20 protein-coding genes are annotated in these 23,581 nt (G+C 70.2%); 11 read left to right on the top strand and 9 right to left on the bottom strand.

Annotated elements, in window-relative coordinates; genetic code table 11:
• Nucleotides 1-39: 39 nt before the first annotated feature.
• Together IEZ27_RS11195 and IEZ27_RS11190 are read right to left on the bottom strand one after the other, a co-directional pair.
• On the bottom strand, nucleotides 40-897 hold the full coding sequence (locus IEZ27_RS11195) for a PrsW family intramembrane metalloprotease (RefSeq protein WP_189647130.1): 858 nt from the start codon (nucleotides 895-897) through the stop codon (nucleotides 40-42).
• The gene (locus IEZ27_RS11190) at nucleotides 894-2,288 is read right to left on the bottom strand and encodes a hypothetical protein (protein WP_229823871.1); all 1,395 of its coding nucleotides are present in this window, start codon (nucleotides 2,286-2,288) and stop codon (nucleotides 894-896) included. Before IEZ27_RS11190 ends, IEZ27_RS11195 begins: the two co-directional genes overlap by 4 nt.
• A gap of 206 nt (nucleotides 2,289-2,494) precedes the next feature.
• Here IEZ27_RS11190 and IEZ27_RS11185 point away from each other — a divergent pair, with 206 nt between their 5' ends.
• The 3 genes from IEZ27_RS11185 to IEZ27_RS11175 all read left to right on the top strand — a co-directional run bounded on the left by IEZ27_RS11185 (nucleotide 2,495) and on the right by IEZ27_RS11175 (nucleotide 4,954).
• Nucleotides 2,495-2,719, top strand: a complete 225-nt coding sequence (locus tag IEZ27_RS11185) for a hypothetical protein (RefSeq protein WP_229823870.1) — start codon at nucleotides 2,495-2,497, stop codon at nucleotides 2,717-2,719.
• Nucleotides 2,720-2,729: 10 nt separating this feature from the next.
• Entirely contained in the window at nucleotides 2,730-4,196 is a 1,467-nt protein-coding gene (locus IEZ27_RS11180) for a flotillin family protein (RefSeq protein ID WP_189647129.1), read from the top strand.
• Nucleotides 4,197-4,312: 116 nt separating this feature from the next.
• Entirely contained in the window at nucleotides 4,313-4,954 is a 642-nt protein-coding gene (locus IEZ27_RS11175) for a hypothetical protein (RefSeq protein WP_189647128.1), read from the top strand.
• 18 nt (nucleotides 4,955-4,972) lie between these two features.
• On the opposite strand, the gene IEZ27_RS11170 is transcribed toward IEZ27_RS11175, so the two are convergent.
• Entirely contained in the window at nucleotides 4,973-7,009 is a 2,037-nt protein-coding gene (locus IEZ27_RS11170; protein WP_125644159.1) for a glycosyltransferase family protein, read from the bottom strand.
• Nucleotides 7,010-7,063: 54 nt separating this feature from the next.
• Nucleotides 7,064-8,194, bottom strand: coding sequence for a non-hydrolyzing UDP-N-acetylglucosamine 2-epimerase (wecB, locus tag IEZ27_RS11165; protein WP_189647127.1), 1,131 nt, complete (start codon nucleotides 8,192-8,194; stop codon nucleotides 7,064-7,066).
• A gap of 176 nt (nucleotides 8,195-8,370) precedes the next feature.
• On the opposite strand from wecB, the gene IEZ27_RS11160 reads away from it, so the two are divergent.
• From IEZ27_RS11160 to hisC, 7 genes are all read left to right on the top strand, one after another.
• Nucleotides 8,371-9,921, top strand: coding sequence for a glycosyltransferase family 4 protein (locus IEZ27_RS11160; RefSeq protein WP_229823869.1), 1,551 nt, complete (start codon nucleotides 8,371-8,373; stop codon nucleotides 9,919-9,921).
• A gap of 133 nt (nucleotides 9,922-10,054) precedes the next feature.
• Nucleotides 10,055-11,302 (top strand): nucleotide sugar dehydrogenase, encoded by a 1,248-nt coding sequence (locus IEZ27_RS11155; protein ID WP_268246053.1) that lies wholly within the window; start codon nucleotides 10,055-10,057, stop codon nucleotides 11,300-11,302.
• Between the two features lie 34 nt (nucleotides 11,303-11,336).
• Nucleotides 11,337-12,410 (top strand): glycosyltransferase, encoded by a 1,074-nt coding sequence (locus tag IEZ27_RS11150; protein ID WP_308427269.1) that lies wholly within the window; start codon nucleotides 11,337-11,339, stop codon nucleotides 12,408-12,410.
• A gap of 43 nt (nucleotides 12,411-12,453) precedes the next feature.
• Nucleotides 12,454-14,250: a DUF4434 domain-containing protein gene (locus IEZ27_RS11145; RefSeq protein WP_189647123.1), complete on the top strand. Its 1,797-nt coding sequence runs from the start codon at nucleotides 12,454-12,456 to the stop codon at nucleotides 14,248-14,250.
• A gap of 30 nt (nucleotides 14,251-14,280) precedes the next feature.
• Nucleotides 14,281-14,937, top strand: coding sequence for an NUDIX hydrolase (locus tag IEZ27_RS11140; protein WP_189647122.1), 657 nt, complete (start codon nucleotides 14,281-14,283; stop codon nucleotides 14,935-14,937).
• Entirely contained in the window at nucleotides 14,934-15,419 is a 486-nt protein-coding gene (locus IEZ27_RS11135) for a GNAT family N-acetyltransferase (protein ID WP_189647121.1), read from the top strand. The genes IEZ27_RS11140 and IEZ27_RS11135 overlap by 4 nt, the downstream gene beginning before the upstream one ends.
• Before the next feature lie 59 nt (nucleotides 15,420-15,478).
• Nucleotides 15,479-16,537, top strand: a complete 1,059-nt coding sequence (hisC, locus tag IEZ27_RS11130) for a histidinol-phosphate transaminase (protein WP_189647120.1) — start codon at nucleotides 15,479-15,481, stop codon at nucleotides 16,535-16,537.
• On the opposite strand, the gene IEZ27_RS11125 is transcribed toward hisC, so the two are convergent.
• Nucleotides 16,534-17,472 (bottom strand): EamA family transporter, encoded by a 939-nt coding sequence (locus IEZ27_RS11125; protein WP_189647119.1) that lies wholly within the window; start codon nucleotides 17,470-17,472, stop codon nucleotides 16,534-16,536. The two genes, hisC and IEZ27_RS11125, sit on opposite strands and share 4 nt — an antisense overlap.
• Nucleotides 17,473-17,630: 158 nt before the next feature.
• Between IEZ27_RS11125 and IEZ27_RS11120 the strand changes: the two genes are divergently transcribed.
• Nucleotides 17,631-18,149 carry a rhodanese-like domain-containing protein gene (locus tag IEZ27_RS11120; protein ID WP_189647118.1) on the top strand — a complete coding sequence of 173 codons (519 nt, stop codon included), beginning with the start codon at nucleotides 17,631-17,633 and terminating at the stop codon, nucleotides 18,147-18,149.
• Between the two features lie 315 nt (nucleotides 18,150-18,464).
• On the opposite strand, the gene IEZ27_RS11115 is transcribed toward IEZ27_RS11120, so the two are convergent.
• The 4 genes from IEZ27_RS11115 to purD form a co-directional block, all read right to left on the bottom strand.
• Complete coding sequence (locus IEZ27_RS11115) at nucleotides 18,465-19,754, bottom strand: GTP cyclohydrolase IIa (RefSeq protein WP_125644142.1); 1,290 nt, start codon at nucleotides 19,752-19,754, stop codon at nucleotides 18,465-18,467.
• A gap of 201 nt (nucleotides 19,755-19,955) precedes the next feature.
• Complete coding sequence (gene murA / locus IEZ27_RS11110) at nucleotides 19,956-21,221, bottom strand: UDP-N-acetylglucosamine 1-carboxyvinyltransferase (protein ID WP_189647117.1); 1,266 nt, start codon at nucleotides 21,219-21,221, stop codon at nucleotides 19,956-19,958.
• 77 nt (nucleotides 21,222-21,298) lie between these two features.
• Nucleotides 21,299-22,135: a phosphoribosylaminoimidazolesuccinocarboxamide synthase gene (locus IEZ27_RS11105; RefSeq protein WP_189647116.1), complete on the bottom strand. Its 837-nt coding sequence runs from the start codon at nucleotides 22,133-22,135 to the stop codon at nucleotides 21,299-21,301.
• On the bottom strand, nucleotides 22,132-23,349 hold the full coding sequence (gene purD / locus IEZ27_RS11100) for a phosphoribosylamine--glycine ligase (protein ID WP_189647115.1): 1,218 nt from the start codon (nucleotides 23,347-23,349) through the stop codon (nucleotides 22,132-22,134). Before purD ends, IEZ27_RS11105 begins: the two co-directional genes overlap by 4 nt.
• Between the last annotated feature and the right edge of the window lie 232 nt (nucleotides 23,350-23,581).

The following is a 23,581-nucleotide window of genomic DNA, read 5'->3' as shown; positions in this document are numbered from 1 at the left end:
GGTTCCGGCGCAGTGGGAGGAACAGGATGATTACCGTGATTATTGGGGCATGATCTCGGTCTCCCGGCGGGCGGCGCGCAGCACCCTCCAGAGCCAGACCAGCGCGACCAGCGAGATCACGATGAGTCCACCCCAGTTCACCAGCGTGTACACGTGCACCTGCCACTCGGTCACGTGCGGCACCCGGCCGATCCGCAGCAGCTCGAACTGCCACGGCCGCCCGGTCAGCACCAGGGTGACCGCGATGGCGATGGCGGTCATCGAGTCCCAGAGCGCGTGCAGCAGCGAGACACCGAGGTAGCTCAGCACGACGCGCCCGCTCAGGCGGCCGCCGGCGGCGAACAGCACGCCGCCGAGTATCGCGGTCCACAGGCCGTGGCCCACGGGTGCCAGGATGCCCCTCAGGATCTCGGTCTCGACGAGCTGCGACAACGACAGGCCCTCGGCGGTGAACAGGGAGTTGAAGGCGTACCCGGAGCTCTCGAAGGCGGCGAAGCCGAAGCCGACGGTCGCGCCGAGCACGACGCCGTCCCGGGGGGAGCGCCTGGCCGCGTGCCGCGTGACGTACATGAGGGCGGCCAGCTTCACGCCCTCCTCGATGAGGCCGACCAGCGCGTACATGAGGAGCGAGGGCCGGATCAGCCAGCTCTCCAGCAGAGAGGCGCCGAGCACCCCCAGCACCCCGCCGACCACGAACGCCCTGAACAGCAGCTCGACCGTGACAACCGGCGAGCGGTCGCGCCCGTACGCCCACACCACGAACGTCACCGGGATCAGGAAGCTGCCGAACAGCACGACGGTCGGCACGAGGTTGGAGTTGGCCGTCCAGGCCGTGACGGCGACCGTGGCCACCCACAGGGCCAGCCCGCCGAGGAGGACCCGCAGCCAGAGCCTCATGCGGTCAGCTCCCGCACCGCCCTGCGCGCGGCCACCACCGCCGCCTCGCCGCCGGCCGCCGGCTCGGTGTCCGAACCGGCGATGGCGATCCGGCCGAACCGCCTGCGCGCGACCTCGGCGGGGAAGGGGCCGTCGGGATAGAAGGGGTGCCAGGGCCTGCAATACGCCATCGGCCGCCCGTGCCCCCACCGGTGGACGGTGATCGACTCGATCCCCGTACGCGGGCCCAGCAGCCGGGTCACCTGGTCGCGTACGCCGTCCTCCAGCCGGTCGTACGGCGTCGCCATCAGCTCGTCCCGGCCCGCCGCCGCGCCCGCCACGGGCCCGAGCTCCGACCGGCACGGCGTGGCCAGCAGGCGCAGCCCCTCGGGCGCGGGCTCGGTCAGGCACCAGAAGGCGCCCGTCCACCGGGTGCGCCCGGTGCGCGCCCGGCCGCCGCGCAGCCGTACGCTCGCCTCCAGCACCGGCAGCCGGACCGCCTGCCGCAACGCCCGCCGTTGCGGCTCGGGCAGATCGGGCACCAGGTGGGGGACGACCGAGCTCCAGCACGCCATGATCACCGACTCGGCGGCGACGGTCCTGACCAGATGCCCGTCGAAGTAGGCGACCACCACGGACGTGTCCGCGTGCCGTACCGACACCACCGGGCTGGACGGCCGCAGCAGCGCACGTCCGGCGGCCCGGCGGCTCCCGGCCCGCGGCCCGGCGGGCGAGGCGTACCGCGACAGCCTGCCGACACCCAGGCCGCCGACACCCCGGCCGTCGAGCCCCAGACCGCCGAAGCCCGGGTAGCCGGCGGCCCAGGCGTCGACCGCGCCGAGCGCCCGGCCGTCGTAGGCGCGTTCGGCGCACGGCAGGGTCCGGCAGAAACGTTCCGCGTCGGGGTGCACGCCGCAGACCTCCAGCAGGAACCCGGAGTAGGTCAGCTCGGCCAGGCGTTCCTGCTTGTCCTCCTGCGACAACCCGGGGAACCAGTCGGGCGGGTCGTCGCGCAGCCTGCGCAGGTCGCCGACGGCCCGCGCGGCGAGCGGCAGGTCGTCCCACCGGCCGACCGGGAGCAGGGTGTCGGCGCCGAAGCTCTCCTTGTCGCACATCACGCGTACGGGCGGGCCCGTGCCGAACCCGGCCGGCCCGCCGTGGTCGCCGGGGTCGTGGTTGTCCAGGACGAGCACCCGCGCCCCCGGGTCCACGAGCAGCCACTCCTCCGCCGCGCTGAGCCCGCTGCGCCCGCCGCCGACCACCACGAGGTCGTACGTCTCGCCGGTGGGCTCGGGGCGGCCCGCGTGCCGCCAGAAACGGCCGTCGCGCAGCGCGTGCGGCACGGCGACGGCCTGAGGGGTGTCCCCGCGCAGCCCTCCGGCCGGTTCCGCCGGGTTGACAACGGCTTTCACCGCCGAGCAGCCCAGAGCACTCACCGCAATCCCGTCGAACAAGTCACGGCGGGAAATGGGCACATCCAACCCGAGGTCGCGTGGATTCCTGCTCATGAGGGCGATCATCGGCACATCGGCCAAAAGCCCCACAGGGGCGCGCAGCGGTTCGAGAAACATTTTGCGTGGCCTATTACCGCGAATGCCCGTTTGGAGTAGCGTCCGGAATGGAAGCGAGCGGGGGGAGCGCGGTGGTCGGCAAGCAGGGCAGGGTCACGGGAAAGATCGGCCCTGGGCTCGTCGGCGAGGTCATGGTCCCGGTCAGGGGCGGGGTGGAGGCGTTCTACGCCCACCCCAGCGTGCCCGACGAGGAGTTCGGCCTCGGAACCATCGTCGTCGTGGTGGAGTACTTCCCCCCGCGCACGGTCTACGTGGCCAGAGCACTCATCTAGGGAGGGCCGGATGTCCCCCGAGGTCTACATCGTCGCCGGAGCCGCGATCATCGCGGTCATAGCCGTGATCCTGCTGTTCAAAGCCGTCTGGCGGGTCGCCGAGCCCAACGAGGCGCTGATCATCTCCGGCCTCGGGGCGCGCCGGCGCGGCGAGGGCGTCGACAGCCTCGGCTTCAAGATCATCACAGGGAAGGGCACGGCGGTGCTGCCCGGCTTCCAGGCCGCCAGACGGCTGCGCCTGGACACCAGGGCCGCCAACCTCCAGGTCTCCTGCGTCACCCAGCAGGGCATCCCCGTCCACATCCGCGGCGTCGTCATCTACAAGGTCGGCGACGACCTGTCCTCGATCGCCAACGCCGCCCGCCGCTTCCTCGACCAGCAGGACTTCATGACCAGCGCGATCCACGAGCTGTTCACCGGGCACCTGCGCTCGATCATCGGCAACCTCACCATCGAGGACCTCATACTCAACCGCGAGCGCCTGACCAGCGAGACCAGGGCCTCGGCCGCCGACGAGATGAGCAAGCTCGGGCTGATCGTCGACTCGCTGCAGATCCAGGAGATCGACGACGAGACCGGCTACATCGCCAACCTCGGCAAGCCGCACGCCGCCCGGGTCGCGGCCACCGCCCGCATCGCCCAGGCCCAGCGTGACCAGGAGGCCACCGAGGCCGAGCAGATCGCCTTCGCCAACAAGGCCGCCGCCGAGCGCGACGCGCGCATCAAGCAGGCCGCCTACCAGGCCGAGATCGACCAGGCGCAGGCCACGGCCCGCCAGGCGGGGCCGCTGTCGGAGGCGAGCGCCCGGCAGGAGGTCGTCGTCCAGGAGACCAGGGCCGCCGAGCTGGAGGCCCAGCTCGCCGAGCAGCGGCTCCAGTCGCAGGTGCGCAAGCCCGCCGACGCCAGGGCGTACGAGACGGTCACGCTCGCGCAGGCCGACCGGGACGCGCGCATCGCCCAGGCGCAGGCCGAGGCCCAGGAGACCGAGCTGCGCGCGGGGGCGCAGGCCGGCCAGGTCAAGCTGGCCGCCGCCGCCGAGGCCGAGGCCGTACGGTTGCGCGGCGAGGCGGCCGGCGCGGCCACCAAGATCACCGGTGAGGCGGAGGCCCAGGCCGCCGAGGCACGCGGCCTGGCCCAGGCGCACGCGGCCAGGGCACTCGGCCTGGCCGAGGCCGACGCGATCAGGGCGCGGGCCGAGGCGCTGAAGGAGAACCAGGAGGCGGTCATCGCCCAGCAGCTCGCCGAACGCTGGCCGGAGGTCGTCGAGGCGGGCGCGAAGGCGTTCGGGAACGTGGACCACATGGTCGTGCTGAACGGCGCCCAGGGCGTGGAGGAGTTGCTGGCCAAGGCGCTCACGCTCGGCGGCACCGGACTCGGCCTGGCCAGGGCGCTGCTCAACGGCGGATCTCCGAACGGCGGATCTCCGAACGGCGCCGAACCCGAAATTATCCGCGAATCAGCTCAATCCCGCGAATAGCGACGTTACTCGGCTCCTTACTTCCCGCGTCCTCTAGCGTTTTCAAAAATGCCGCTAGAACAAGGGGAGAATTCGTGCTTAAGGCAATTTCGGGGGCATGTCTGAGCATGATGGTCTTGGCCGGATGTTCCTCCGGCGAGTCCGCGGACCAGGCCGCCGGATCGGCCACGCAGCCCGCCGCGTCCGCCTCGTCCGCGGAGTCGGCCAGGTTGCGTGCCGCCCTGCTGCCCGTGCCCAAGGGCATGCGCATCGCGTACGGGCCGGAGCTGGGGGCGTACGGCTCGCTCAAGTCCACCCAGCAAGGGCTGGAGGCCATGCACCAGGCCAAGCTGGAACGTCCGGAGTGCGCCGGGGCCGCCCAGCTCGACGCCACCGAGCCGGAGGTCGCCCGGGCGCCCGCCGCCGTGATCGCCTTCTCGGCCGCCCGCGGTTCGATCACGCAGGCCGTCATGTCGATGCCGTCGGCGTCCCTGCCCGCGCCGCTGCCGCCGCAGTGCTCCCTGTACAAGGCGACCGTCGGCGGCTCCGAGGTGACCTACCGCACCCAGACGCTGACCATGCCGACCAAGGGGCAGGAGTCGCGGGCGTACCTGACGACGGCCTCCGGCGGCGACAAGCACGCGCAGATCGGCACGGTGATCATGCGGCGCGAACACCTGATCATGAGCATGCTCGTGGTCGGCGAGAAGGTGAAGCCGGCCGGCATGTTCGAGCTCGCCCGCCTCGCCGACCAGAACCTGGCCAGGGTCACCCGCTGAGGCGGGCCCGGGGTCTTCTCAGATGAGGACGTGCGCGTCCGGGCGGCCGACGAAGGAGAACTGGGCGTTGCGGGTCAGCTTGATGTGGTCGGCCTGCCAGGTGTGCATGGAGGCGTCGGCGCTGCGCCAGTAGACGAAGTTGAAGCGGTCCGCCGAGTAGATCTTGACGGAATCCTCCTTCAGCCGGCGTACGAGGTGCGTGTCCTCTCCCCGCGTGATGTCGGCGAAGCCGTACGAGCGGAACATGTCCGCCTTGCCGAGGAACGTGCCGCCCTGGACGAGGAAGGAGTACCGGTGCTCCAGGCCGGGCAGGCGGAGCATGGTGGTGTTGCTCCCCTCGAAGTACGCGTAGTGCGCCCCCTTGCCGACCAGTTCGGCGTCGGAGTAGTCGAACGCGCGCACCAGGTCCGACAGATAGTGCTCGCCGTAGAGGTTGTCGTCGTCCATCTTGGCGATCAGGTCGCCCTCGGCGGCCGCGATGCCCAGGTTCATGCAGGCGCCGAGCGAGAGCTCCGGGGCGGCGGGCAGGACGACGACGTCCGTGATGCCGGCCATGCGGGCCTTGTCGGCGACGACCACCGGGTCGATGTCCAGCCCGTGCAGGACCATGATCAGCTGGAGCGGCCGGTGAAGCTGCCGGGCCACCGACGAGATCGCGTGCTCGATCTGCGAGGCGCGGTTGGTCGGCAGCACGACCGAGATCGACCGTGACCGGGGCTGGGTGGCCTGGCCGAGGTTCTGCAGGATCTGGTCCACCCGGTGCGAGAACAGGTGTTTGTCGAAGACCTCGCGCATGGCCAGGTGTCCCATCCTGGCCCGCAGCTCGGGGCTGTTGATCAGGTGCAGCACCTGGTTGTACGACTCGATCGGCTCCCGCGCGATCGGGATCAGCTCGCCGAACGTCTCCTCGATCGCCCGCGACCACCCCGTCACCACCGGGGTCGCGCACGCCGACAACTCGAAGACGCGGCGGGCGCACATGGTCGGCGAGTCGAGCACCGAGTTGACGTTGAGGAAGACCTTGTACATCCGGTACGCGGCCAGCATCTGGTCGTAGGGCAGCTCGCCCACGATGTGCGGCCGGTACTTCTCCGGCCAGGCGTACTTCTCGTCCACCTCGCCGTTGCGGGCGAAGATGTGCAGGCCCAGCTCGCGTACCGGGTCGAGCACGGTCTCCATCTGCTCGCGGCGCTCGGGGTGCTTGTCGCGGAAGTACATGCCGGCGAACACGACGTCGTGCAGGCGGCCCTGCTTCTGCTGGATCGGGTTGTGCACACGCGGCTGGGCGGCGAACTGCAGCACATCGACCCGGTCGTGTCCCAATACTTCGCGATATTTCGGCACCATGTCGCCGTCGCAGGTGAATACGTAGTCGAACAGCTTGGCCGTGTCGATGAAGAAGTCGAAGTTCGGCGGGTCCTCCTTGTTCCAGAAGACCGTCGGGATGCCCTCCGCGCGGCACCAGGCGACCAGGTCGCGCAGGGGGTCCTTGGGGGCGTTCGTGCCGGTCATCTGGTAGCGCCAGCGGCCCTGGTTGCCGTGCCAGGCCGACTCGCAGAACAGCAGGTCGGGGCGCTTCTCGGCGAAGATCTCCGGCCAGTCCTTGAGGCCGAACTCGATCTGGTCCCACTCGTACCTGAAGGCCATCCTGGAGAAGTCGTCCAGGATCACCGCGACCTTGAGGTCGGGGCGGTTGACCGGGCCGAGCGGCCACTTCGCCGTGGGCACCTCGACCAGCGGAGGCCGGTGGTTGGCGACCTCGGCGGCCTCGGCGACCGGCATGGGCGGCTTGGGCGCCTTGTCCTTCGACCTGACCGCCTCGACGATCTTCCCCGGGCTCTTCGAGCCCAGGGCCTCGCCGAGCTTGAACGTACGCTTGGCCTGCGTCGCCTCCAGCTTCCAGCCCGCGTACGCGGCCTTCGCCTCGGCGATCTCCAGCCGCCGCCGCAGTTCCTTGACCTCGGCCTCGTACCGCTCGACGAGCTTGCGCTCCTCGGGCAGCCAGTTGACGGGACCCAGTCGCTGGAATGCGGGGGGCTCGGGATTTTCGGCCATGGTGATACGCCTATCGCTCAGCGGAGGTATGTCATAGTACGGCGGATTCAGCCGCTATTCGGGGCGTTTGGCCTGGGAAGCAGGCGCCAGGTTGTCGCCCTTCAGCCACGCCGCGATCACCGTCGCGATGCGCGGCCCGGCCTTGCCGTCCCACATCACCGGCAGCTCGCCGGCCGGCGTCGCGGCGCCGTCGGCGAGGGCCTTCTCCGCGGCGGCGGGCAGCAGCGCGGGCGTGACCAGGCGGTTCGTGCCGTGCGTGATCGTGATCGGCCGCTCGGTGTTGGGCCGCAGCGTCAGGCAGGGGACGCCCAGCATCGTCGTCTCCTCCTGCACACCGCCCGAGTCGGTGACGACCAGGGCCGCGCCCCGGACGAGTGAGAGGAAGTCCACATAGCCCAGCGGCTCGATCACCTTGATCGTCTCGCCGTCGACCAGGCCCGCCTCGGCCAGCCGCGCCTTGCCGCGCGGATGCACCGGCACCACGACCGGGGTGCGCCGCGACACCTCCAGCACGGCCTCGACCAGTTCCCTCGCGGCCTCGGCGGTGTCCACGTTGGCCGGGCGGTGCAGGGTCGCCACGGCGTACCGGGAGGGCAGGCCCAGCCGCGCCACCACCGGCGCCGGGTCCAGCGCCGGGAGCGCGGCGAACAGGCTGTCGATCATCGGGTTGCCCACCAGGTGCACCTTCGCCGGCGGCACGCCCTCCGACGCCAGGTATGCCAGGGCCTCGGGCGAGGTGACGAACAGCAGGTCGGCCAGCGCGTCGGTGACGACCCGGTTGACCTCCTCGGGCATCCCGCGGTCGAACGAGCGCAGTCCGGCCTCGACGTGCGCCGTACGGATGCCGAGCTTGGCGGCGACCAGGATCGCGGCCAGCGTCGAGTTCACGTCGCCGTAGACCACGACCAGGTCGGGCTCCTGGGCGAGGAAGACGTCCTCCAGGCCCACGAGCAGGGCCGCGGTCTGCCTGGCGTGCGTGCCGGAGCCCACCGCCAGGTTGGCCACCGGCTCGGGCAGCCCGAGGTCGGCGAAGAAGACGTCCGACATCAGCGCGTCGTAGTGCTGACCGGTGTGGATGATGCCCTGCCGCACGCCGAGTTCACCGAGTGCACGCACCACCGGAGCCGCTTTCACGAAATTGGGACGAGCACCCAAAACGTGCAGGACCAGGGGGTTCTCCCTCATTGACCTCGCCTTTCAGAGCGGAAGGGAAAAAACGCTGCCTATGGTACGGTCCCAGCGTGGCATCCGACGCCAGTCGTCAAGACTCCTCCAAGGTTTCCGCGAAGTCCGCCCGGGCCGGCGTGGGGGGACTTCTCAAAGGCTTCGTCCAGCACCCCGTCATCGTTTCCCGCGTCGTCGTGACGAAGGTCAAGTCCGACCCCGTCCGCGTGGCGCAGGCAGCCGCCGACGCGCTCCCGCCCAAGCTCCGCCCGTTCGTCGGCAGCGTGGCCTGGCCCGCCGCCCGTGGCGCCCGGCGCATGGTCCGCAAGCTCGGCATGCGCATGATCAAGGCGCCGTGGAACGAGGCGAAGGAACACTGGGACGCCGGCCGGGTCTCGCAGGCCGCCGACGTGCTCGAAGCCCACACGAAGTACCCCTTCGTCAAGCGCAGGGCCGCCTACTACCGCGGTGAGCTGGCCGCCATCAGCCCCGACCCGATCCCGCCCGCGCCGAAGATCGCCATCGGCGAGCGCGTCGCGGGCCGCGTGCTGCACCTGGTCACCAACGCGCTGCCGTACACGCAGGCCGGTTACACCGTGCGCACGCATCGGATCGTCTCCTCCCAGAAGGCGGCCGGGCTCGACCCGCACGTGGTGACGAGCTGGGGCTGGCCGATGCTCCAGGGCCACGCCGACGCGCCTCCGCACGAGGAGATCGACGGCATCCCGTACTACCGCCTGCTGCCCGACGGGCACGGCGAGGTGCCGTTCGAGATGCGCGGCCGCATGGTCAAGGGCGCCGAGGGCGTCACCAGGCTGGTCGAGAAGCTGCGGCCGCAGGTCCTGCACGCCGCCACCGACCACCGCAACGGCTCGGTCGCCCACGCCGTCCGCGACAGGACGGGCACCCCCTTCGTCTACGAGGTACGCGGCTTCCTGGAGGAGACGTGGGCCTCCCGCGACCCGATCCGGGTCGGCAGCCAGCGGCACGTGCTCCAGCGTGAGCGCGAGGCGTTCCTCATGCGCGAGGCCGACGCCGTGGTCACGCTGGCCGAGACGATGGCCACGGAGATCGTCGAGCGGGGCGTGCCCAGGGAACGCATCCACCTGGCCCCCAACGCCGTGGACGACACCCTGCTGTCGGCCCAATACGACGGCGCCTCGTTCCGTGGCGCGTACGACATCGCCCCCGGCGAGATCGTGGTCGGATCCGTGTCCAGCATCGTGGCGTACGAGGGTTTCGCGACCCTGCTGCGCGCGGCGGCGCTGCTGCGCGACGACGGCACGCCGGTCCGGGTGCTCATCGTGGGCGACGGCGCCGAGCGGGAGAACCTGCTCGCGCTGGTCGAGGAGCTGGGCCTGCGCGACGCCGTGCTGCCCGGACGGGTCGGCCCCGACGAGGCGCTCCAGGCCCAGGACGCGATCGACATCTTCGCCTGCCCGCGCGAGGACCTCCGGGTCTGCCGGCTCGTCACGCCGTTGAAGCCCGTCGAGGCGATGGCGCTCGGCAAGCCGGTCGTGCTCAGCGACCTGCCCGCGCTGTCCGAACTCGTCGGCTCCGACGGGGCCGGTCTGCTGGTGCCGCCCGGCGACCCGGCCGAGCTGGCCAAGGCGATCGCCGGGCTGCGCGAGGACCCGGCCAGGAGGGCGGAGATGGGCGAGGCCGGACGTGCGGAAGTGGCGGCGAAGCGGACCTGGAGCCGCGTTGCCGAGACTTATCAAGCTCTATACCGATCGCTTGCCGAATGATGACCTCCGGATTGGCTGTCTGTTGCGACCGGTTCGGTCGCATTAGGCGTGAGCTAGGTGGACTTGAGATAGCCTTTGCGACCATGAAGTGTTGTTTCCGGCTCTCGAAGGCACTGCTGTGACAGAAATCGACTTGGCTGTCATCGGTCTGGGCTACGTCGGCATGCCGCTCGCGAAGGAAGCGGTGGCCGCCGGGCTGCGGGTCGTCGGCGTGGACGTCGACCCCCGGAAGGTCGACGCGCTCAACGCCGGGCAGTCCTACATCGATGACCTGACCGACGCTGACCTCGATCACATGCTGGCGAACGGATTCAGCGCGACGCTGGACGAGTCCGTGCTGGCCAGAAGCAACACGATCGTCATCTGCGTTCCCACCCCGCTGGACGAGGACCACCGTCCCGACCTGTCCGCGGTCGAGGGCGCGACCCAGACCGTCGCCCGCAACCTCGGCAAGGGCACGCTCGTCGTCCTTGAGTCGACCACCTGGCCCGGCACCACCGACGAGGTGGCCCGCCCGCTGCTGGAGCAGTCGGGCCTGACCGCCGGGGTGGACTTCCACCTGGCCTTCTCGCCCGAGCGCATCGACCCGGGCAACCCGAAGTTCGGGCTCAAGAACACCCCCAAGGTCGTGGGCGGCTACACGCCGGTCTGCCGCGACCGGGCGACGGTGTTCTACAAGCAGTTCATCGAGCAGGTGGTGCCGGTCAGCGGCACCCGCGAGGCCGAGATGGCCAAGCTGCTGGAGAACACCTACCGGCACGTCAACATCGCCCTCGTCAACGAGATGGCGATCTTCTGCGACGAGCTCGGCATCAACCTGTGGGAGTCGATCGAGGCCGCGGCCACCAAGCCGTTCGGCTTCCAGAAGTTCCTGCCGGGGCCGGGCGTCGGTGGTCACTGCATCCCCGTGGACCCCTCGTACCTGTCGTACACCGTGCGCAAGCTCGGGTACCCGTTCAGGTTCGTGGAGCTGGCCCAGGAGATCAACGAACGCATGCCGTCCTACGTGGTGGCCCGCGTCCAGCGACTGCTGAACAGACATAAGAAGGCCGTAAACGGCGCAAGAGTGGTTATGCTCGGCGTCACGTACAAACCGGATATCGCTGACGAGCGGGAGACTCCGGCTCTACCTGTGGCGCGTGCGCTGCTGGAGCTGGGGGCCGAACTCTCGTTCGCCGATCCGTACGTCAAGGAATGGTCGGTCGACGGCACTCCGGTGCCGCGCGAAGAGGATCTGGCCACGGCCGTGGTCAACGCGGACGTCACGCTGCTGCTGCAGCAGCACGCCGCGTTCGACTTGGCCATGGTCGAGGCTAAGGCCAGGCTCGTGCTGGACACCCGCGGTGTGCTCACCGAGGGTGAACGCGTCGAGCGGCTGTAGCGACGGAGGGCTGCGCGCAGTGCACGTGCTCGTCATGACGGTGGTGCATAACCCCGAGGACGCGAGAATTCTGCATAGGCAGATCCGTGCCCTCGTGGATGCCGGTCATGAGGTCACGTATGCCGCCTCTTTCACGGCTCACGGGGTCGTACCGCGTCCATGGGTCACCGGCGTCGATCTGCCCAGGGCCGCCCAGCGGAAACGCATGGCGGCCGTTTGGGCTGCCCGGCGGCTGTTCAAACGTATGCGGAACAAGGTCGACCTGGTCCTGATCCACGACCCGGAGCTGCTGTTCGCGGTCTGGGGCGTGCGCAACCGGCCGCCGGTGGTCTGGGACGTGCACGAGGACACCCCGGCGACGCTCTCGCTCAAGCCGTGGCTGCCCTCGTTCCTGCGCCCGCCGGTACGCTTCTTCGCCCGCATGCTGGAGGGCACCGCCGAACGGCACATGCACCTGCTGCTGGCCGAGACCGCCTACGCGGGCCGGTTCAAGCACGCCCACCTGATCGTGCCGAACGAGACCTGGGTGCCGGACTCGGTGACGCCGCCGGGCGACGACCGGGTGGTCTACCTCGGGTGGTTGTCGCGGGCGCGCGGGGTGTTCGAGGCCGTCGAGGTGGCCAAGCTGCTGCAGCCGTACCGGGTGGCGGTGGAGCTGATCGGGTACGCCGACCCGCAGAGCCGTCCCATCCTCAACCAGGCCGTCACCGACGGCCTGCTGGAGTGGCGCGACTTCATGCCCAACGACGAGGCGCTCAAGCGGCTCGACGGGGCGCTGGCCGGGTTGTCGCTGCTGCACGACGAGCCCAACTACCGGCACTCGATGCCCACCAAGATCGTGGAGTACATGGCGCACGGCATCCCCGTCATCACGACGCCGTCGCCGCGCGCGGTCGAGCTGGTGGAGCGGTACGACAGCGGGATCGTGGTGCCCTGGGAGGACCCCAAGGCCGTCGCGCAGGCGGTGCTGACGCTGCGGGACGACGTACGCGAGCGGCGGGCGCAGGGCGCGCGCGGTTACGCGTCGGCCCGTGCGAACCATCACTGGCCGAACTCGGCCAAGCGGTTCGTGACCCAGCTTGAGGCATGGGCCGGGATCACGCGATAGCGGTTTATCTCCGGCAGATCACGAGAGCGGTAGGTTCCTGAACGTGCGATGGCTCTTCCTGCTCGTGGGCGCAGCCGTCCTGGCCATGGTCGCGGTCGCGATCATCCTTTTCCCGTCGTCGTCCGAGCGACCCGTCGCGTCCCCGTCGAGCACGCCCAAGCCGTCCAGGACCGCCACCTCGCCGGCGCCGCCGAAGGTCAAAGAGTTCACCGACCCCTGTGGAACGTTCGACACCACCACCAAGAACTTCTACGCCGTCACCGGCTACTGGATCACGCCCAAGTCGAACCCCTGCACCTGGCGCCACCAGCTCCAGGAGATCCACCGCGCGGGCGGCGACACGATCATCAGGATCGGGTACGGCCTGCAGTTCCGCGGCGTGTCCGACTCGGGCGAGGTGCTGTCGAAGGACGGGACGCTCGACCCGCTCTACAAGGCGTGCGAAGAGGACGGCCTGAGCTGCCACGACGCCGCCGAGCGGGACCTGAGGAAGGCCAACCCCGGCAACCGGATCGGCCGCACGTACGTCTACAGGACCGACGAGGCGTTCGGCGACGACCTGTTCCGCTGCCCCGGCATGGAACACCGCGTGAAGGTCGGCGACCGGATCTACTACCGGATGGTCGCCCCTCCCGACGGCTCCGACGACGCCACCTGCGACTTCACGAAGAAGGCCACGTCGTACGACATGATCCTGGTGGCCGGCTCGGCCAAGGACAGCCTGAAGGAACTGCTCGACCTGGCCGACCAGTTCAGCATGCAGGTGTTCCCCGCGCTGCCGCTGGCCCCGCGCGACCCCGAGACACCGACCAGGGCGAACAGGAAGCACATCGGCACCCTCACCACCCTGACCCGCCGCATCCTCCAGGACTACGGCGTGCGCTTCGCCGACAGGAGGGCGCTGGGCGGCGTCTACCAGCCGTTCGAGGTCCAGATGGGCTCGACGCTGGCCACCAACCCCACCCTTGAGGTCTACGCCGACCAGCACCGGATCGTGGAGCAGGAGCTGAGCAAACCGATCCTGATCAGCCCGTACCTGGACGCGCGCAAGCGGGTCGGCTTCGGCCAGACGCCGGCGCAGGTCGCCGAGGCGTTCAAGGCGCTGGCCCGTACCGGCGTCGGCATCATCGCCCCCCAGGACAGCCGGGGCACCGGCAAGGTCGGCCTGTTCTGGCCGGACGAACGCGAGACCGAGGTGGACGAGCGGCTGCGCTCGGTCGTGGGCGAGGCCGCGTACGGCACGGCCTACCACGGCTCGACCCGCGACTACTACCGGGAGATGGCCAAGGCCCGCGAGGAGATGATCCAGGCCGGCCACCAGGTGGAGTTGTGGGCGAACGTGGAGGCGTTCGAGCCGTCCGGCAAGGAGCCGTGCGCGCCGCAGGGCACCCGGGGCCAGACGGACAAGAAGCGCCTGGACCAGGCCGTGACGATGGCCGGCCGGTACGTCCAGAAGATCGTCTCCTACATGTGGAGCGACTTCATGACCTGCGGCGACCCCTCGCTCCAGGACGAGATCGCCTCCGACTGGCAGCGCCCGATCGCCGTGGACGCCATCAGGCGGGCCCGCGACCCCCAGGACGGCGTCGAGGTGCGCGGCTACAACCTGGACGGCAGCACCGTCCTCGTCGAATGGTCCGGCGGGACGAAGGAGCTGGTGGTCGCGGCCGTCGGCTGGCTGGACAAGGACCCGCTGGACGAGCACCCGGCCCGGATGTCGACGGCCTGGGTGCCGTTCGACTGGAACCAGGTGCCGCCAGGGGAGTGGGTCAGGATCCGGGTCAAGGGCGAGTCGGGCAAACAGACGACGACGCCGCTCCACGTACGCGTGTCCGCCTAGGCAGACGGGACTCCGTGTAACGTGCCGTCCATGGTCCCGAGCATCCCGGTCAGCGTCGACCTGGTCGTGCTCACCGTACGCAACCACGCGCTCAGCGCCCTGGTGTGGCGCCGCGACAACCCGCCGTTCCTGCGGCGCTGGTCGCTGCCCGGCGGCTTCATCCAGCTCGACGAGGACCTGCCGGCCGCCGCCCACCGCGTCCTGGCCGAACGGGCCGGCCTGCCGGGCGCCCCCGTGCACCTGGAGCAGCTCCAGACGTACGGCTACCCCGACCGCGACCCGCGTCAGCGGGTGCTGAGCGTCGCCTACCTGGGCCTGGCCCCCGACCTGCCGGCCTCGGAGAAGGCCCACATGAGCTGGCAGCCGGTCGAGGCGCTGGCCGTGATGGCCTTCGACCACCGCCGCATCATGCTCGACGGCGTCGAACGCGCGCGGGCCAAGCTGGAGTACACCTCGCTGGGCGCGGCCTTCTGCCCACCGGAGTTCACGGTGGCGGACCTGCGCCGGGTGTACGAGATCGTCTGGGGCCGCGTCCTCGACCCGCGCAACTTCCACCGGAAGGTCACCAAGGCCGAGGGTTTCCTGGTGGAGACGGGCGCCACGACCACCCGGGACGGCGGCCGTCCCGCCAAGCTCTACCGCCGGGGCCCGGCCGAGCTGCTCCACCCGCCCATGCTCCAGGAATGAGCCCCATGGACGTCGTCGAGACCCCTCGCCTGAGCCTGCTTCCCCTGCGGGTCGAGCACGCCGAGGAGATGGCCGCCGTTCTGGGCGACCCGCGCCTGCACACGTTCACCGGGGGTGTCCCCCTCACCGTCCCCGAGCTGCGGGCCCGCTACGAACGCCTGGTCGCGGGCCCGCCGAGCTGGCACAACTGGGTGCTCAGGCTGCGTGCGGACGGGTGCCTGACCGGCTACGTGCAGGCGACCGTCGAGGAGGACACCGCCGAGATCGCCTGGGTGGTCGGCGTTCCCTGGCAGGGGCGCGGCCTGGCCGCCGAGGCCGCCCGCGCCCTGGTCGGCTGGTGTGACGACCGGGGCATCCGCACGGTCGTCGCCCACGTTCACCCGGACCACGCCGCCTCCGGAGCGGTGGCCGCCCACGCCGGCCTGCGTCCCACCACGCACGTCCACGACGGCGAGCTCCGCTGGGAACGAACCCGCCCATAGGGCGGCGGACAGGCCACCTGCGTGATGCTTCACGAGGTCCGGCCTCTTAAGGTGGTCTCATGCCTCGTTTCCGCCACATCCTGGACACCATGCCCCCCTACAAGCCGGGCAAGGCAGTGGTCTCCGCCGACGGCCGGTCGTACAAGCTCTCCTCGAACGAATCCCCCTATGACCCGCTGCCCTCCGTGGTCGAGGCCGTCGCCGAAGGCGCCCGGCAGATCAACCGCTATCCCGACCCGGGCGCGGTCAAGCTGACCGAGGCCATCGCCGAGCGGTACGACGTGCCGTTCGAGCACATCGCACTCGGCGCGGGCTCGGTCACGGTCGCCCAGCAGCTCTTCGAGTCGGTCGGTGAGCCCGGCGTCGAGGTGGTCTACGCGTGGCGGTCGTTCGAGGCGTACCCGCTGCTCGCCGACCTGGCCGGGGTCACCTCGGTACGGGTGCCGCTCGCGGGCGAGGATCACGACCTGGACGCCATGGCGGAGGCGATCAACGACCGGACCCGCATGGTCTTCGTCTGCAACCCCAACAACCCCACCGGCACCTCGATCCGCCGCGACGCGCTCGTGCCCTTCCTCGACCGGGTGCCGGAGAACGTGCTGGTGGTGCTGGACGAGGCCTACCGCGAGTACGTCCGCGACGAGGACGTCCCCGACGGCCTGACGCTCTACCGCGACCGGCCGAACGTCTGCGTCCTGCGCACGTTCTCCAAGGCGTACGGGCTGGCGGGCCTGCGGGTCGGCTACCTGATCGGCCAGGAGCCGGTGGCGGCGGCCATCCGCAAGACGATCATCCCGTTCGCCGTCAACCACCTCGCGCAGATCGCCGCCGTCGCCTCCCTCAAGGCCGAGGACGAGCTGCTGGAGCGGGTCGAGCGGGTGGTCAAGGAGCGCAGCCGGGTGCGCGAGGCGCTGATCGAGCAGGGCTGGACGGTCCCGCCGACCGAGGCGAACTTCGTCTGGCTGCGGCTCGGCGAGCGCACCCTCGACTTCGCCGCCGCCTGCGCCGTGGAGGGCGTGGCCGTACGGCCGTTCGCGGGTGAGGGGGCCCGGGTCTCCATCGGCGACCCCGAGGCCAACGACGCCTTCCTCGCCGCGGCCAAGGAGTTCCGCGGCTAGGCGGTGACCTCTTCGCCCAGGGCGGCCGGTCTGGTCCTGGCGCGTCGCTCGGTGGAGACCACCAGGGCGACGCCCACCAGGATCACCGCGCCGCCGGCGATGATCTGCGGGGTCACGTGCTCGTTCACGACCAGCACGCCGAGGAGCACGGCGACGACCGGGTTGACGTAGGCGTACGTGGAGACCAGCGAGATCGGCGCGTTCCCGAGCAGCCAGGTGTAGGCGGTGAAGCCCACCAGCGAGCCGATCAGCACCAGATAGGCCAGCGCCGCCCAGGAACGTCCGGAGATCGCCGTCAGGTCGAGCCGTTCGCCGAGGGACATGCCGGTCACGGCCAGGCCCGCGCCGCCGACCAGCATCTCGATCGTGCTGGCCGCGAACGGGTTGGCGGGCATCGCGATGCGCGCCGACAGGAACGAGCCGACCGACCACGAGAACGAGGCCACCAGGATCACCACGATCCCGGTGGTGTCGACCGACTGGCCGCCGGTCAGCGACAGCGCCGCCACCCCGGCGAACCCGACGAGCACGCCCGCCGTCGTCAGCACGGCCGGCCGGTCCCTGACCACGAGCCTGAACACGACCAGCCAGAGCGGCACCGAGGCCACGAGCAGCGCGGCCAGGCCGCTGGAGATGTGCTGCTCGGCGACGGCGACCAGGCCGTTTCCGCTGGTCAGCAGCAGCAGGCCGACGAGCGCCGCGCCGCCGAACTGCCGCCACGACACCCGGAACGGCTCCAGGCCCTTCCTGATCACCAGGAACCCGCCGAGGAGCAGCGCGGCGGTCACGAACCGCAGCGCGCCGCTGAGCATCGGGGGCATGGTCTCGATGGCGATCCTGATGCCGAGGTAGGTCGAGCCCCACACCACGTACACGATCGCCAGGGCGCTCCAGACCAGCACGGGAGCGCGGCTGTCAGTGGTGTTTGCACTCATGGGTCATGACCCTACCGGGGGAGTCCGACATAACGCCTGCAGGTATCGGACTCCGGACTTGGCGGGATATTAGCGGTCAGCGGCTTTTGCGCCACTGTCGTGGCAGCCGGGCCGCTGGGACGATCGTGGCTGTCCGGAAAAGAAGGGAAAAGCCGCAAATGTCCACTAGCGCTAGCCTCGTCGCCAGCCCCGTCGCCAGCTCTGCCGTCACCTCCGCCCTCGCTGCTGTCACCACTGTGCCCGCGGCGGCGAGTGCCGTCGCGGTCGCGCACTTCGCCGGGCGGCTCGCGTTCGAGACCGACGTCTCCGACGTGGCCGCCGACCTGGCCGCCGGCTCGCCGGGCGTCGTGGTCGTCGACTCCCGCAGCCGGGAGAGCTGGGACCAGGGTCACATCCAGGGCGCCGTCCACCTGCCCACCGCCGAGATCGCCGCGCGGGCGACCGCGCTCGTCCCGGAGGGCGTCACCGTCGTCACCTACTGCTGGGGCCCCGGCTGCAACGGCGCCACGCGCGCCGCCCTGGAGTTCGCCAAGCTCGGGTACCCGGTCAAGGAGATGCTCGGCGGCTTCGAATATTGGGCCAGGGAGGGTTTCCCGGTCGAGACCGCCTCCGGCGTCACCCGCCACCCGGTCGACGCGCTGACCGCTCCGGTGTCCGGAATCGCATGCGCGTGCTGAGAGCGTCCCCAGATCGAGCTAAGTGACCGGCTATATCAGGACATGTCCACTGTCCCATTGGTGCCGCCACGTGGCCCACAGCCCCTCGCAGAGCCCTTCTCGTACGCGTGGCCCGGCTGAGAAGTCGGAAAGGGCGGAAAGTTTGGCGCCCCCGTCCGAATCCCGTCGATCGGGGGCGTGGGTGAACATACCCGTATCTACTCGGGTCAACCAATAAGTTCCCAAGAGTCAAGGGGATTGTCCGTAACCTTTGACTTCCCAGGTCAAGAATCGGGCACCCGTCGCCCCTGGGATGGGACGACGGGCCCCGTACGGTCATCGTGGCCCGAGCTTCTCCACGATGAGCCGGTAGAGCTGACGCGGGCGCCCCGGCTGCGGGGTGCGGTTCGGCGGGAGCGGCCACGCGAGTCCCTCGTCAACCAACGTGCGCAGCAACCGCCGAGCCGTGCGTGGCGTCACCCCGAGCATCTTGCCCGCGCCCTCGGCGTCGACCACCGTGTCGCCGCCTTCGAGCTTGGCCGCCAGCCTGGCCAGTACCTCCACGCCCTTGGGTTTGAGCGCGGTCGACCCGGTAGGTGGCATCCGGGGGGCCGGGATGAGGGCCCGGCCCTCGCGGTCCACCGCGAACCCTTGTGCCTGTTTGCCCGCCTGCGTACGGGCCAACGCGGCCCGCGCATGCGACTCCGCGTCGTGCGTCGTACGCCCCATCCCGACGCCCACCTCGACCGCCAGCCCCAGCTCGTCCCGGATCCTCGCCGCGAAGGGCAACACCCTGAACCCGTCGGTGGCCGCGGCGATCGAGCCCCTGGTCGCGGTGACCAGGTAGCTGTGATCGTCGATCGGCCAGACGGTCGCGTTGATCCGGTTCGCCTCCTGGACCAGCAGCCGGTGCAGCGACAGCCGCAACTCGTCGCGCCAGTAGCGAGGCGCCGCGCGCCGCACGGGCTCGCGCAGCGTCGGCACCTCCACCAGCACAACAGTGAGCTGCGACTCCTCCAGCCGGTGATGCGCCCCGAGCAGCGCCGCGGTGTGCAGCGCCGTCCGGACCGCCGCGGAGGTCGGCCTGATCCTGATGACCGGAACGCCCGCGGCATGCAGGCGTTCGGCCACCGCGGGCAGGCACGTCAGTGCTCCCGAGGTGGCGCCCTGTCGGGCCAGCCGTTCGTGGTAGGCCGCGATCGTGCCCGTGGCTCCGGGCTCGTCGCGACTGTGCACGTCCGTGGCCGGGATGCCGAGGTCTGTGTACGCCTCCTCGACATCCGCCCTGCTGACCACGTCCACGCTGACCCGTTGCGGGTCCATCCGAGTGTCCAGTGCGGCCTTTGCCAACGCCGCCACCAATGCAGCTCCACCGAGTTGCACGTAGGTCGCGGGCATCGTCAGCACACCGGATCGCCTGGCCAGGTCATAAGGGACCGGGCTGGCGAACAGGCATGCGTCGACCCCGGGACCGAGCCGCGTCACCTTGTCGGGCGCCTCCTGCTCATCGCGGTAAGCGGCCGCGACCAGGCGACACGGCAGCGGAGCCGCGGCGTGACCCATCAGCATGACTCGCTCGACCAAGTCGTGTGGTCCGACCACGCCGATGGTGAGGTCCGGTGTCATAGCGCCCGGGCGTGACACTCGGGGAGTTTCTTCGGCCCTCTCGACCAATGTTCGTCCCATCCTGCCGTCCGTTGCAGTGCTCTCTTTTGGAACGATCGCTCGCGGGGGCCGTAATGTCACGCCCGACTTTTCCGGAAAGTCGTTCTGGTTGACCGCCCGACAAGATGTCTCAGCAGCTCAACGAGGTTTTTCTCGCGTTTTTTAGTGCTCGGAAATCTCTCGTGTAATGTCCGCGCCGAGCGCGCGCATTCGTGCCGCGAGATGTGCGTGGCCGCGATCGATGAGGTATCCCGACTCGATCACGGTCTCTCCTTCGGCGGCCAGACCGGCGAGTACGAGTGCGATACCGGAGCGCAGATCGTGGGCCGTCACCCGGGCGCCCGTCAGCGGCGTGCGGCCGTGTACGACGGCCCGATTGCCGTCGACCTCGACGTTGGCGCCCATCTTGTTGAGCTCGCCGGCCAGGGCGAAACGGCCGTCGAAGATGCGCTCGTGGATGTAGCTGGTGCCGTCGGCCAGGGCGGCCACGGTCATCATCGGCGACTGCAGGTCGGTCGCGAACCCGGGATAGGTGTCGGTGATGATGTTGATGGGCCGCAGCGGGCGGTCGCAGCGTACGTGCAGCACCGCGCCCTGCCGGGCGAAGTCGACGCCCATCTGCTCCAGCTTGTAACGGACGACGCCCAGGTCGAGGCCGGTGCCCACGAGGCTCAGCTCGCCCCCGGTGATCGCCGCGGCCATCGCGAACACGCCCGCGTCGAGCCGGTCGGGCATCACGGTGTGCTCGACGGCGTGCAGCTCGTCCACGCCCTCGACGGTGATGAACCCGGTGCCGCCGCCGCTGATGCGCGCGCCCATCTTGGTGAGCATGTCGATGACGTCGAGCACCTCGGGCTCAAGGGCGGCGTTCTCGATCACCGTGGTGCCCTTGGCCAGGGCGGCGGCCATGATCAGGTTCTCGGTGCCGGTGTGGGAGGGCGTGTCGAGGTAGAGCGTGGCGCCGGTCAGGCCGCTGGCCTTGACGTGGATGACGGTCTCACCCTCGTCGACCACCGCGCCGAGCCGCTTGTAGCCCAGGTAATGGAAGTCGAGGTTGCGGCTGCCGAGGTTGCAGCCGCCGACGCCCTCCACGATCGCCTCGCCCAGCCGGTGGAGCAGCGCCGGGGTGAACAACACCGAGCCGCGGAACCGGCGTGCGATCTCGGCGGGCAGCACGGGGCTGCTCAGCCGGGAGGCGTCGATGACCAGCGTGCGCTCGGACTCGTGCAGCTCCACGTACGCGCCGATGGTCTCGGCCAGTTCGACCGCGCGCCGGACGTCCTCGATGATCGGTACGTTCCGCAGGACCGTACGACCCCTGGCGGCCAGCAGAGCCGCGCCGATCATGGGAAGCACGGCGTTCTTCGCGCCCTGGATGAACGCGGTTCCACGCAGTGCGTTGCCACCGCGCACGCGGTAACGGACCATTTCGTGCGGCTCCTTGAATCAACGGTGAGGCTCGATCGGGCCAACAGTAGTCGCTAACACCACATGGCCCAGCCGAATCATCCGCTAAAGGAAGCCCCTGTGACGCGCTCATACGCTTCTAGGTATCGCTGTCTGGTGCGCTCGACCACGTGCTCGGGAAGTCGAGGTGGGGGGTTTCCGGAGGATTTGTCCCATCCAGATTCGGGCGAGAGTAGCCAATCACGTACATATTGCTTGTCAAAAGAGGGTTGTGCCCGGCCCGGTTTCCACTCATCGGCCGGCCAGAATCTGGACGAGTCCGGCGTCAGCACCTCGTCGCCCAGCGTCAGGACACCCTCGGAGTCCCAGCCCAGCTCGATCTTGGTGTCGGCCAGGATGATGCCGCGCTCGCGGGCGATCTCCGAGCCGCGCGTGTAGACCTCCAGCGTGATGCGCCGCAGCTCCTCGGCCGTCTCCGCGCCGACCTCCGCGACCACCCGCTCGTAGGGGATCGGCTCGTCGTGCTCGCCCATGGGGGCCTTCGTGGAGGGGGTGAAGATCGGCTCCGGCAACCGCGAGCCGTCCTCCAGCCCTTCGGGCAGCGGCACCCCGGAGACCGCGCCGGTCGCGCGGTACTCCGACAGGCCGCCGCCCGCGAGGTAGCCCCGGGCCACGCACTCCACCTGGACCATGCGCAGCGGCTTGCACAACACGCTGCGCGCGTCGTCGCCCCTGGCCAGGATGTGGTTGGGCACGACGTCCTTGAGCTGGTCGAACCACCACAGGGACATCTGCGTGAGGATGGCCCCCTTGTCGGGGATGTCGGGCTCCAGCACGTAGTCGAAGGCGGAGAGCCGGTCGGAGGCGACCATCAGCAGCCGGCCGTCGCCGGTCTCGTAGAGGTCGCGGACCTTGCCGGAGTGCAGGTGTCTCATCGGGCGATGTCCGTCCTGTGGTGCGAGCCGCGCAGCTCGACGCGGCCGACGAGGTCGTAGGCGTTGCGGCGGGCGCTGTCCTGGTCGGGGCCGTTGCCGACGACGGTCAGCACGCGGCCGCCGTTGGAGAGGACCTCGCCGCCGGGGCCGCGCCGGGTGCCGGCGTGGATCACGTACGCGTGCTCGGTCTCGGCCAGGCCCGTGATCACGTCGCCCTTCACCGGCGCGTCGGGGTAGTTCTCCGCGGCGATCACCACGGTCACCGCCGAGCCGTCCTTGAACACCGGGTCGAGGCCGAGCTCACCGGTCGCGCACGCCATCAGCAGCCCGCCGAGCGGCGTCTCCAGCCGGTCGAGCAGCACCTGCGTCTCGGGGTCGCCGAAGCGCGCGTTGAACTCGACCACCTTCGGCCCCTTCTGTGTCAGGGCCAGCCCCACGTAGAGCACCCCCTGGTACGGCAGCCCGCGCCGGGCCAGCTCCCCGATCGTCGGGTGCACGACCTCGCGCATGACCTGCTCGGTGAGCCCCTCGGGAGCCCAGGGGAGCGGCGTGTACGCCCCCATGCCGCCGGTGTTGGGCCCCTCGTCGCCGTCGTAGGCCCGCTTGAAGTCCTGGGCGAGCTGCAACGGGACCGCCGTGCTGCCGTCGCAGAGCGCGAACAGCGACACCTCGGGCCCGTCGAGGTACTCCTCGATCACCACCCGCTCGCAGGCCCGCGCGTGCTCCAGCGCCTGGTCGCGGTCGCGGGTGACGACCACGCCCTTGCCCGCCGCCAGCCCGTCGTCCTTGACGACGTAGGGGGCGCCGAACTCGTCGAGCGCCGCCGCGGCCTCCGCCTCGGTCTCGCACGTATGGGCCCGGGCGGTGGGTACGTCGGCGGCCTTCATGATCTCCTTGGCGAACGCCTTGGAGCCTTCGAGCATGGCCGCCTCGCGGGTCGGCCCGAAGCAGGCGATGCCGGCCTCGCGTACGGCGTCGGCCACGCCCGCGACGAGCGGCGCCTCCGGCCCGACCACGACGAGGTCGGCCCCCAGCCGCCCGGCCAGCTCAGCCACTTGGGCGGGATCGACGGGATCGACGGGATGGACGGTCGCGACGTCCTCGATGCCCGCATTGCCGGGGGCACAGTGGAGCTCGCTGACCTGGGGATCGAGTTTGAGCGAACGGCACAGGGCGTGTTCACGCCCGCCGGAACCGATGACTAGAACGCGCACGTGCCCCATTGTCGCAGGCCCCCTGCCCTGGCCCGGCGCGGGTCTCCGGCACATCCATGCCGGAACGGGCCCGCATCTTTGTGTGGTTCTCCCTGATCCGAGGGCCCTCCGGCGGGTATCGTCGTTTGGGTTCACCCGCCTGTGGTAGGTTAAGGCGGCTTTGCGGCGTCTCTTGTGATTGGAGGTGGTCCGGGATGAATCCTGGTGATCCCAGCAGTACGTGCTCTCCCAC

Origin of the sequence: Nonomuraea spiralis, from assembly GCF_014648435.1 — a bacterium.
GTDB classification, from domain to species: Bacteria; Actinomycetota; Actinomycetes; order Streptosporangiales; family Streptosporangiaceae; genus Nonomuraea; species Nonomuraea spiralis.
Note: the sequence above shows the minus strand (reverse complement) of the source record. Positions and strands in the feature narration are given on the sequence as shown.

Coding starts and splice junctions, on each gene's coding strand:
- IEZ27_RS11195 (WP_189647130.1), bottom strand. CDS start 897: ATGAGGCTCTGGCTGCGGGTCCTCCTCGGCGGGCTGGCCCTGTGGGTG.
- IEZ27_RS11185 (WP_229823870.1), top strand. CDS start 2,495: ATGGAAGCGAGCGGGGGGAGCGCGGTGGTCGGCAAGCAGGGCAGGGTC.
- IEZ27_RS11180 (WP_189647129.1), top strand. CDS start 2,730: ATGTCCCCCGAGGTCTACATCGTCGCCGGAGCCGCGATCATCGCGGTC.
- IEZ27_RS11170 (WP_125644159.1), bottom strand. CDS start 7,009: ATGGCCGAAAATCCCGAGCCCCCCGCATTCCAGCGACTGGGTCCCGTC.
- wecB (WP_189647127.1), bottom strand. CDS start 8,194: ATGAGGGAGAACCCCCTGGTCCTGCACGTTTTGGGTGCTCGTCCCAAT.
- IEZ27_RS11150 (WP_308427269.1), top strand. CDS start 11,337: ATGACGGTGGTGCATAACCCCGAGGACGCGAGAATTCTGCATAGGCAG.
- IEZ27_RS11140 (WP_189647122.1), top strand. CDS start 14,281: ATGGTCCCGAGCATCCCGGTCAGCGTCGACCTGGTCGTGCTCACCGTA.
- IEZ27_RS11135 (WP_189647121.1), top strand. CDS start 14,934: ATGAGCCCCATGGACGTCGTCGAGACCCCTCGCCTGAGCCTGCTTCCC.
- hisC (WP_189647120.1), top strand. CDS start 15,479: ATGCCTCGTTTCCGCCACATCCTGGACACCATGCCCCCCTACAAGCCG.
- IEZ27_RS11125 (WP_189647119.1), bottom strand. CDS start 17,472: ATGAGTGCAAACACCACTGACAGCCGCGCTCCCGTGCTGGTCTGGAGC.
- IEZ27_RS11120 (WP_189647118.1), top strand. CDS start 17,631: ATGTCCACTAGCGCTAGCCTCGTCGCCAGCCCCGTCGCCAGCTCTGCC.
- IEZ27_RS11115 (WP_125644142.1), bottom strand. CDS start 19,754: ATGACACCGGACCTCACCATCGGCGTGGTCGGACCACACGACTTGGTC.
- murA (WP_189647117.1), bottom strand. CDS start 21,221: ATGGTCCGTTACCGCGTGCGCGGTGGCAACGCACTGCGTGGAACCGCG.
- IEZ27_RS11105 (WP_189647116.1), bottom strand. CDS start 22,135: ATGAGACACCTGCACTCCGGCAAGGTCCGCGACCTCTACGAGACCGGC.